We start from the raw sequence: 8,664 nt of genomic DNA on the forward strand, positions 1-8,664 counted from the left end.
GTAAAACCTTGTCATTCTCCAAGAAGTTGAGTAACCACATTGGAGCAATTTGGTATTTTGTGCATCATTACAATGCCTCTCTTCGTTCTTGACCATTACTATTCAGCACTACCAATTAATGATTTGAGCTTGTGCAGGGGATAGATCAGCACTTGGAATACGAACATAATCAAAGGGTGAATCACAGTATCGAGCTAATGTATCTACAAAGTATTGTGTTTGGTATGCTTGACCTTCAAAGAAAGTAGCAATCAAATCTTTATTCCAGTCAATTACAGATCGATTGTGTTTAGCAACGAATCTTCGACCAGGATTAGGTTCGAGAGAACTAATTGATAATACTTGTAGCTTCTGAAATTCTTTGTTCTTACCAACAAAATAGCGAAGTGCTTCTATAACCCCAATAAGAGTAGGATTATTGGCATATATCCCCCCATCCACAAACTGCTTGTTGTCATAGGCGTCTATCGTAATAATTGGCAAGTAGGCAGGAGCCGCACTTGTTGCAAGTGCAATGTCAATATATTTGGTTTTATTGTCACGAACGAGATCACCTTCCGCGTGATCATATTTGAAAATAAATGGCCTGCCATCAGTTAAGGAAAATGCAGGTATACAGAGCAATGTGTTCGAATCTGAAAGCGTTTTATCGCCAAATATCTCTTCTAATGCCTGCCTTAGCTCTTTGTTGTCGTATTTGCTGCCAAAAGCCAACTGTATCAAGGACCGAAGCAAGCTAAGCCGCTGAGGAAATATTTTCTTCCCTCTTTTGTAATATAAATTACTGATTAAGCCAACTGGAATCTTTAGCGAGAGTCCCAGAGCGATTAAGCCGCCAGTTGAGGTCCCGCAGATTAAATCAAAGTAATCAGCGATATTGCAATTAAATTTTTGCTCGAAATGCTCAATAATCCTAGCTGAGAATAGCCCTTTAATACCTCCTCCATCTATGGATAGGACCTTAAATGTTTTTATTCCAGAAGCAGGATCAAAAGTCGGAGGCATATAACAATCGTTTTTTAAGGAAATTTCTATATATAGTGGCAAAGCAAGGAGAGGTACCCTACCCGTTGTGTTTCTGCAAGGATAACCTCAAAAATTGAAGTTGCGTATTACTTGTACTGTGATGTGAGGAAGGCTGCCACAGGAGGAATTAGCCACCTAACGTCTCAGCTAACTGCCGGGCGGCGGTCAGCGACTCTTCCATGCTGAATACGCGTCCAACTGCGGTTCCAGTTGAGCGATTGTTAGATTGCTTTTCCATTACTCCGAAACAATTGTGTTTTTACCCACCAGCTTTCCGCGACGTAGTCTTTCGAGCGCGATACGAAGCGAACCACCGATCCCCACAGTTAGGGTAAAGCCGATAGCCGAATGAAACTCGGAACGAATACCAGCAACCATCGAATCGACTGTCGTAGATGATAATCTCACAATTATGTCGTCGCATCCCACCATCAGCAGTTCGGCAGTTGGTTCAGCGTTAACGGTCTCGCACATTTTGCGCATCGCATCACGAATGGCATTATTGAGGGCAGCGGCGTCATCAATATTCTCATCAAGCAACAATAGTTCGAGCTTGTCTCCAACATCATCAGCATCGATGCAAACAAATACGTCAGTAGTATCGCTATTATTCACGCTATTATCCTCGTCGCATGGCCATTGCTGATTGAAAGTCTTCTGCGTGCTGAAGCGAAACTCGCTCCACCTCGACTCTACCGTTGGTTTTTGCGTTGCTCCAGTACCGTCCGGTCAATGTGGTGGCATCCGATTCCACGATACGGAGTTCAGCCGCCCCCTCTCGGTTGTTCTCTTCACCGGGGGTAGTGTTGTCCTGTGCGTAGAGATACACAAATTCTTTAACGCCGCGATCGTTGTCGAGAATCAACGATTCCGCGTACGTCCTTGCGACAAAAGATGCGGTAAAAGTCGTAGCGTGTATGTGGAGAAATGATTGGCGAACGACGACAACGAAGTCGAGAGGTCCAACGGTATTACCTTTGGTATCTTTCCAGTCGGATGTAAGTGTGCCGACCCAAGTGCCGTTTAGGTTCGGTTTGGGAAAGATACGCTTAAGCAGACGTAATTTCCAGCCCCAGCGGAAAAAGAATGCCCAAAATAAAGTAATCCAAGTAAGCGCACCGCTAATCCAACGGATCGTTGCGAAGGAGAATGGATCAGCCTTCGAAATCAAAATGCCGAGTATTGCGAGGATACACGTGGCGGTGACGGAGATTTGGATGACTCGCTTTAGTTCGTTTTCCCCCATCTACGACTCCAAATCATCTCTGCAATCTAACGGCGTAGTTGAGCGGCGGCACTTATCTGAGGCTGGAGACAACACGATCGCTAGACCCGCCCTCGCTCACACATCAGAGTTGAGGACTACTGCGACTCCCACTGGTCCTGCCATAGCCAGCGTATTGGTGCAAGGGATGCAGGGCTATAAAGTCTCATGGCAGCAGGGCAACAAGAACCAGTGCCAAGGGCCGTAATGTGTTCTCAGCAAACAGGCATCAGTGCGACCGATCGCTGCCTAAAGCAGCGTGTCTACAGCGTCGATAGAGACCACACATCTTTTTTCAGGCAGCCTCATCGCTCCCAACCACTCCCCATAGTGTTGCGACCGGCATACTTTCGCTGCGGTGAGCAAGCTAATTTAGCCCGATTGGAAGTTGAACCTAAATGACCTTTCTTAGTCTTAGTTTTTAATTCTAGAAGGTAAACAAGCACCTGCTAATTTTAGCTGTAGCCTGCTAATTTTTAGCCTCTCTTTTGAGTCGTCATGACATCCATCTACTCTTACTTTCATCAACCTTTATGCGAAGCAAGAGAACATGAAAGCAAAAAAAGATGAAGCAATTAAACATTTTGATTACTTCCAGCATTGAGCGTCTCATCTTAACGCCCGCCTGGAAGCTCCTCAAGCATACTGTCAAGAGTCTACGTTGTTTTAATATTAAAACAACGTAGAACACCTTTCCAGAAGCACTCCTACGTTGTTTTCTCAATTAAATCGCGCTTACAAGATGATGAGCAGCAGTGATCAATCACTCTGCTCCTAAACGCTCACGTCGTTGCTGTGCCTCAACGTTGAGCAAAAGCGGAAAGATCACAGTCTGAAAGCTATGCTGAGAGCAGAATTTAGGTGATGTGGTACTTCATGACCAGGAACGGTGTCATACCCCAAAAAATTCTACGGCTCATATTTAATGCCTTGATCACTTCGTACTTGGCCTTAAGCAGACGGATTGTGTTAAAGCCTGTTACCTCATAGACTTTTGCGTTTAGCCCAGCGAGTTTCAGTTGCGAACTAAGGTTACGCTTTCAGTTTGAGACTTCAAAAGACCTTTAAGAGCAGTCTTGCTTTAGAACAGGCTGTTTTGCGTTGGCTTCGTTGCCCCGATTGCACCCAAGGCGTTTAAGGTCACTGTCTGCGCGTCCGTCAAACCAGTTGCATCCATAAGGCTCATGCCTTCATACGGACGCGGACAACGTAAGGTTTTGAGGTGGGTGCCAACCTCAAGGTGCCAAGCCTGAATCGTTTCATCCTGACTACAGCTGAAGAGCACGGCAGCATCCTGATCTTGAGCGAGCGACCATACCCAGTGCTGGTGGTGCTGGAGTACGGCTGTGCAGTCATCGGTTGCAACATGCCAGAGGCGGATCGTTTTGTCGGCACTGCTGCTGATGAGGCGATCGCCATCGGTCGTAAATAAAAGTGATAGAACCTGGCTAGTGTGTCCTGTAAACGTTCTGATGCACTCTCCCGTTGCCACATCCCACAGTTTGACGGTGTGATCGTCGCCACCCGTTGCCAACCAGCGGCTATCAGGGCTAAATGCCACTGCCCAAACGCGATTCAGGTGTGCCTTTAAAGTTTGGAGACAGTGCCCTGTGTGTGGATGCCACAGGTGAATGGTTTGCTCATAGCCGCCACTAACTAACCAGTTGCCATCGGGGCTAAAGGCAACCGCTAAAACGCAACTCGTATGCCCTTTGAGCGTGTGCAAGCAATCGCCTGTAGCCACGTCCCAAAGTTTGACGGTATGGTCGTAGCTGGCACTGGCAATTTGCTTGCTGTTGGGGTGAAACGCGATCGCCCAGATCCAGCTAGTGTGACCATGTAAGGTCTGAAGACACTGACCGGTGTGCGGGTTCCACAGCCTCACCGTACCGTCAGGGCTAGCGCTGGCAAGTGTCTGCTCATTGGGACTAAAGGCAACCGACATGACCCGTCCGGTATGCCCTCGTAGGGTGCGAAAAGGTTGTTGGCTGCCTGGTTTAGTCAGCATCTGTGGCTGCAAATCCCAGAGTTTGATGGTTTGATCTTCGTGACCACTGGCAAGGAGATTGGAGGTGTTTGCCAGGGAAAGCGTATAGATGGAGTTGCTATGCCCTTGAAAGGTCTTGGTGCATTGTCCTGTTTGTAGATCCCAGAGGCGAGCAGTGTAATCTTCACCGCCACTGGCAAGCAACGGTTGGGTGGGATGCAAGGCGACTGACCAGACAAAGTTGGTATGCTTGTGCAACGTTTGCAGGCACTGTTGGGAAGCAAGACACCAAACTTTGACCGTCTGGTCATAGCTGCTGCTTGCCAGGGTTTTACCATCGGCACTGAAGGCAACAGCAGTAACGGGTTTGTGATGTCCGTTGAGGGTGGCTAAACAACTACCTGTGTGTGCATCCCAGCATTTTAAGGTTTGGTCGTAGCTGCCGCTGATCAGGTGTTGACCATCGGGGCTAAGGGCGATCGCCCGTACCCAATGCTGATGTCCTGTAAGGGTCTGGATACACTGTCCATGCTCAATCTCCCACCGTCGAATCACGTTATCCTCCCCTGCACTAAAGAGGGTTTTGCCATCGGGATGAAACACCGCGCTCCAAACGCAAGCGGCATGTCCGTGTAGCACCTGTAGACATTGTCCCGTCGCCACACGCCAAAGCCGGATGGTTTGATCACCGCTGGTGCTGGCAAGCCACTGACCATTGCGGCTGAAGGTGACAGCAGTGGCGATGCCTGTATGTCCTTCCAGCAATTTGAGGCATTGTCCAGTCTGGCTATCCCACAGGCGTACCTGATGATCTTGACCGCAACTCGCAAGGATTGGCTGCGAGGGACTGTAGGCTAGGCTCCATACCCAACTGTTGTGTCCCTGGCAAAGGGCAAGCTGCTTGCCATCTTTCACGTTCCAGATCTGGATGCTGCCGTTGGTGTCGCTGGTTGCCAGTTGGTGCCCGTCCCTACTGAAGGCAACTGACGTGACTCCGCCAAAGGTCGAGGCAAAGGCACAGCTAACGAACTCGGCTGCCGTAAAATTTACCTGGTGCAGATTCATATCTTGCAGATAGGCTTGCCGAATGCTCAAGTGAGAGAAGTCGTAGCCAGTGAGATCGATTTCCAGATAGCGATACAGGTTAAGCAGGTTCCCCGCACCATAATTTGGCTGATCGGCATGGTGGGCTCGCAGGTATGTCAGCAGGCGATGCAGTTTATGCGCCAATTGCTTGGGTGAGCCGAGTTGTGCCAGTAGGCGATCGATAAGCGGTTTGAGCAGCACGCGGTTCTGGCTGTCGCGGATGTAGTCTTTTACCTGTGCCTTGATCAGCGTATAGCTGAGAAAGAGCTGTGGCTGTTCTGCCACAATTTCGGCTGCCATTTGCTCAAGTAGAGCTTCCGTGATCGCTTCCATCACCACAGGCTGCTGGGTAAAACCGATCGCGCTACTTTCAATCAGACTCCGCCAGCGTAAGGATTCCATCACTGCCAGCAGCTTGGCTGTGGGCAATGCGGTCACTAAATCAACCTGTAGGTCTGCCAGCGTCACGGGTTCACGGTTAATCGCTAGCCAGTTCATGATGTCTTGCTCTAGCGTTGAGAGCCGACCGCACTGCTGTTGGAGTAAGTTGCCAATGCCATTAAAAGCAACGCTACCTTGAGTGAGAAATTGGGCAATATCACCTGCAAACAGATCTTGAATAGAGGTAGCTGCCATCTTCAGCGCCAGTGGATTGCCCCGATAGTAAGCAATCAATTGTTCTCGGTCGTCTATGGCACCCTGCAAACCTTTGGCATCCAGGATATGTTGCCCCGCCACGACATCGAGACCAACGAGGGGCAGTGTGCGGACAGGCAGGCGATCGCCTGCCATCGTGCCCACTTCCTGCGGTTTTTCACGACTGGTCAAAACCAGACAACTTTGATGGGCAATCTCACCGACGCGCTTCAGCAGTTCGCCATACGTTTCATAGCCATCGCGGTAAGTTCCGGCACGTTTGCCGCCTTGCAGCACCGTTTCAAAGTTATCAAGCACGATCAGACTGCGCGTTCGCTTCAATAGTTCAAGCAAACGAGACAGTTTGCCGCCCACACTATCGGGGAGGTCAGTATCTTGTTGATGGGAAAGCAAGCGAATGAACGTGGTCAATAGCTCGTCAAGCGGTGGTGCATCGCGTAGCGATCGCCAGATCAAACACTCAAACTCACTCTGGATTTCTTCTGCCAGCTTGACGGAAAGGGAAGTCTTACCCATGCCGCCCATGCCTAACAGCGTGACCAGACGACAACGGTCTTGCACAATCCAGGTTTGAAGCGTAGTGAGTTCCTGAGTGCGTCCGTAGAAGATGGAAACGTCGATCGCGTCGCCCCAATCCAAATGTGGTGTTGGGTGCAGTTGAGTGCTAAAAGTTACCGCTGTGCGAGCGCTCACTCGCCGCAAAATGCCTTTAAAGTTCTGCTTGGTGACTTTCTCACCAGACGCTGCTGAAAGCCGCTGCCACAGCCGATAGCCAGTGTCTTTGATGTAACCAGGATCGTAGCCAGAGGTTTGAGCAATCTCCGTGTACGATCGTCCCTCCCAGCACTGCCGGAAGACCATCTCCTCAATTTTGCTCAGGCAACCGCGATCGAGAAGCTGCTCAACGACTACCAGTATCTCCTCAATCTGCATCCGCTGCCGTCCTTATTATGCCGTTGTATGAGAGGATACCCTTCCTGCAGTAGCACTCTCCGGAGAAATCTGACTTTTCCCTGACTTTTCACCGACTGTCGAAACAGGCACACAGTAGTTAGATTGTATAAAGCTAATTTCACTCTACGTGTACCGTGTTCTAACCGACATAGCAGTATCACGATCGCGGTTCGACTTCGGCCGATTGGCGATCGCCTTTCCCGCTCTCAACGAGGAACAACCGCTTTGAATCTACTAACTGAAACAGCCTTAGTGGAGTGGGTGCCCTTGCAGAACGAGCAGACAACCATTTTTTCAGTGTATCGATCGGGGTTGGCGATCGAGCTGCAAAGGGGTTGTGAAAACAGGGAGAATCTGCGGCTGATCGCTACGCATAAAGAGTATGACGAGGCGTACGAATTTTGTGAATTGCTAGCAGACGCGTTTCAACTGCCGATTCGAGATCTTACGAGCGATTGTTCGGAGCAGCAATCAGTCAAGGCTGCGATCACTCCAGTGCCGGTGACAGAAGCATTCCACGAGGTGAACTCATGGTGAAAAACATGAGTGGCGTGCTTTCGAGTACACGGCGCGATCGCCCTTTTCCCATCCATCGGGCGATCGCTTTCCTCGTCGTTCCCTCTTCAGCGTCTCCTCATCCTGCTGCTTCGCTACCTTGTAGCCCATTAAGCTTTGCTACCCAGACGATACCCAAAGATCCTTTAGTAGATCTGATTCTGACTGTTTTGTGCAACATCAACACTCTAGGACAAGACTAAAACAGCTAAAAACCTCAAAGCAAGCACTTCAGGTTTTTTAGCTTAAAGCCGATGGGGGATTTGAGCCCCTGATCGCTCGATGACGAATCTAGCGTAAAGCTCTGATAAATAACACGGTAGTCCTAAAGATATAAGGATGGATAAGACAACGTTACCTCAATTGTTTTATGACAACGGCTCGCCCCTCGTGTTCTGCTTGTCAATCAACTCACACAGTTAAAAATGGCAAAATTCATAACGGTAAGCAGAACTTTAAGTGCCGCGAGTGTGGCAGACAATTTGTTCAAGACTCACAGAACAAACGCATTGAGCCGGCGACTAAAACCTTGATCGATAAACTGTTATTGGAGAAGATTCCTTTAGCTGGAATAGCAAGAGTAGTAGGTGTCTCAGAGCCTTGGCTGCAAAGCTATGTCAATGGTAAATACGAGGACGTGCCCCAACAGGTCAAGGTGTCGGTAAAAAAAGGGCGTTTGACGCTTCAGTGTGACGAGATGTAGTCATTTGTCGGCAACAAAGGGAACAAGCAGTGGCTTTGGCTTGCCTTAGATGTAACCGCACGAGAAATTGTTGGGGTGTATGTTGGGGCTCGTAGCCGTGAGAGGGCACAAGGCTTGTGGGATGCCTTATCCGCTGTGTATCGACAGTGTGCCGTTGCCTATACCGATTTCTGGTCAGCTTACGATGAGGTATTCCCCAGTTAACGGCATCAAAGTGTTGGCAAAGAGACGGGTAAAACTAGCTACATTGAACGGTTTAACTGCACTTTACGACAACGGGTTTCAAGACTAGTTCGCAAGACCCTCTCATTCTCAAAAAGGTAGTAATGCATAGTAATGGTAAGCTAGCGAACCAGAATCTCTAACCATTGCAGCCAAATCGATGAACTGTCCCAAGTGCCAATCGACTCAAATCATCAAATACGGACAGAC

7 protein-coding genes and 2 pseudogenes are annotated in these 8,664 nt (G+C 49.0%); 5 read left to right on the forward strand and 4 right to left on the reverse strand.

The genetic code is table 11. From position 1 onward, the window contains the following. Positions 1-92 (forward strand): annotated as a pseudogene (locus tag H6F86_RS31205) (IS1 family transposase); the annotation flags it as partial. 16 nt (positions 93-108) lie between these two features. Here H6F86_RS31205 and H6F86_RS31210 read toward each other — a convergent pair. From H6F86_RS31210 to H6F86_RS31220, 3 genes are all read right to left on the reverse strand, one after another. Beyond that, the gene (locus tag H6F86_RS31210; protein ID WP_190455701.1) at positions 109-1,005 is read right to left on the reverse strand and encodes a CBASS cGAMP-activated phospholipase; all 897 of its coding nucleotides are present in this window, start codon (positions 1,003-1,005) and stop codon (positions 109-111) included. Positions 1,006-1,263: 258 nt separating this feature from the next. Next, complete coding sequence (locus H6F86_RS31215; protein WP_190455704.1) at positions 1,264-1,641, reverse strand: hypothetical protein; 378 nt, start codon at positions 1,639-1,641, stop codon at positions 1,264-1,266. Positions 1,642-1,645: 4 nt separating this feature from the next. Continuing rightward, a complete protein-coding gene (locus H6F86_RS31220) occupies positions 1,646-2,272 on the reverse strand; it encodes a hypothetical protein (RefSeq protein WP_190455707.1) in 627 nt (208 codons plus the stop codon). Here H6F86_RS31220 and H6F86_RS31225 point away from each other — a divergent pair. After that, on the forward strand, positions 2,229-2,498 hold the full coding sequence (locus tag H6F86_RS31225) for a hypothetical protein (protein ID WP_206756130.1): 270 nt from the start codon (positions 2,229-2,231) through the stop codon (positions 2,496-2,498). The genes H6F86_RS31220 and H6F86_RS31225 overlap by 44 nt on opposite strands. Positions 2,499-3,371: 873 nt before the next feature. Here H6F86_RS31225 and H6F86_RS31230 read toward each other — a convergent pair. Continuing rightward, positions 3,372-6,953 carry an NB-ARC domain-containing protein gene (locus H6F86_RS31230; protein ID WP_190455715.1) on the reverse strand — a complete coding sequence of 1,194 codons (3,582 nt, stop codon included), beginning with the start codon at positions 6,951-6,953 and terminating at the stop codon, positions 3,372-3,374. Between the two features lie 246 nt (positions 6,954-7,199). Here H6F86_RS31230 and H6F86_RS31235 point away from each other — a divergent pair, with 246 nt between their 5' ends. The 3 genes and pseudogenes from H6F86_RS31235 to H6F86_RS32645 all read left to right on the forward strand — a co-directional run. Further along, positions 7,200-7,511: a hypothetical protein gene (locus H6F86_RS31235; RefSeq protein ID WP_190455717.1), complete on the forward strand. Its 312-nt coding sequence runs from the start codon at positions 7,200-7,202 to the stop codon at positions 7,509-7,511. After that, on the forward strand, positions 7,505-7,732 hold the full coding sequence (locus H6F86_RS31240) for a hypothetical protein (RefSeq protein WP_190455719.1): 228 nt from the start codon (positions 7,505-7,507) through the stop codon (positions 7,730-7,732). Before H6F86_RS31235 ends, H6F86_RS31240 begins: the two co-directional genes overlap by 7 nt. A gap of 167 nt (positions 7,733-7,899) precedes the next feature. Further along, positions 7,900-8,550: pseudogene (locus tag H6F86_RS32645) on the forward strand (IS1 family transposase); the annotation flags it as partial. Positions 8,551-8,664: the final 114 nt, after the last annotated feature.

This window comes from Phormidium sp. FACHB-592 (assembly GCF_014695795.1).
Taxonomy (GTDB): Bacteria; Cyanobacteriota; Cyanobacteriia; order Leptolyngbyales; family Leptolyngbyaceae; genus Stenomitos.

What these genes read in the sequence shown, in the direction of transcription:
- H6F86_RS31210 (WP_190455701.1), bottom strand. Translation starts at nt 1,005, where the DNA reads ATGCCTCCGACTTTTGATCCTGCTTCTGGAATAAAAACATTTAAGGTC.
- H6F86_RS31220 (WP_190455707.1), bottom strand. Translation starts at nt 2,272, where the DNA reads ATGGGGGAAAACGAACTAAAGCGAGTCATCCAAATCTCCGTCACCGCC.
- H6F86_RS31230 (WP_190455715.1), bottom strand. Translation starts at nt 6,953, where the DNA reads ATGCAGATTGAGGAGATACTGGTAGTCGTTGAGCAGCTTCTCGATCGC.
- H6F86_RS31240 (WP_190455719.1), top strand. Translation starts at nt 7,505, where the DNA reads ATGGTGAAAAACATGAGTGGCGTGCTTTCGAGTACACGGCGCGATCGC.